This is a genomic window from Myceligenerans pegani (assembly GCF_014892515.1).
Taxonomy (GTDB): domain Bacteria; phylum Actinomycetota; class Actinomycetes; order Actinomycetales; family Cellulomonadaceae; genus Myceligenerans; species Myceligenerans pegani.
This window is the reverse complement of record NZ_JADBGR010000001.1, coordinates 1-565: the sequence shown is the minus strand read 5'-3', so window position 1 is coordinate 565 and position 565 is coordinate 1. Positions and strand designations below refer to the sequence as shown.

General features: G+C 75.4%; 1 protein-coding gene. It reads left to right on the top strand.

Annotation, left to right across the window (positions count from 1 at the left end):
• The coding region (locus IIE03_RS00005) for a ketoacyl-synthetase C-terminal extension domain-containing protein (RefSeq protein WP_318842696.1) at positions 1 to 565 on the top strand (565 nt) is incomplete at both ends.

The window sequence follows — 565 nt, the reverse complement described above, 5'->3', positions numbered from 1 at the left end:
CTGGAGGCGATGCGTCACGGCGTCCTGCCGCGCACGTTGCACGTGGACGCGCCGTCGCCGCATGTCGACTGGTCGGCGGGGTCGGTCGAACTGCTGACGGAGGAGCGGGCCTGGCCGGAGACGGGTCGTGCCCGGCGCGCGGCGGTCTCGTCGTTCGGGATCAGCGGGACCAACGCCCACGTCATCCTCGAGGCACCGCCGGAGCCCACCCCGGTCGAGCCGGCCCCGCGGCGAACGCCGGACCCGGTCGTGCTGTCGCTGTCCGCCGCGGACGACGCCGCCCTGAGGGGCCAGGCCGCCCGGCTCGCCCGGCACCTTCGGGACCGGCCCGAGGTGTCGGTCGCGGACGTCGGCCGGGCGCTCGTCGAGACCCGCACCCGCTTCGACCGGAGCGGCACCGTGGTCGGCTCCGACCGCACCGAGCTCCTGACCGCCCTGGACGCGCTCGCCGCGGGCGACGCGACCCCGGTGGATGCGCGCGCGAAGACGGCGTTTGTGTTGACGGGGCAGGGGAGTCAGCGGGTGGGGATGGGGCGTGAGTTGTATGGGTCGGAGCCGGTGTTTG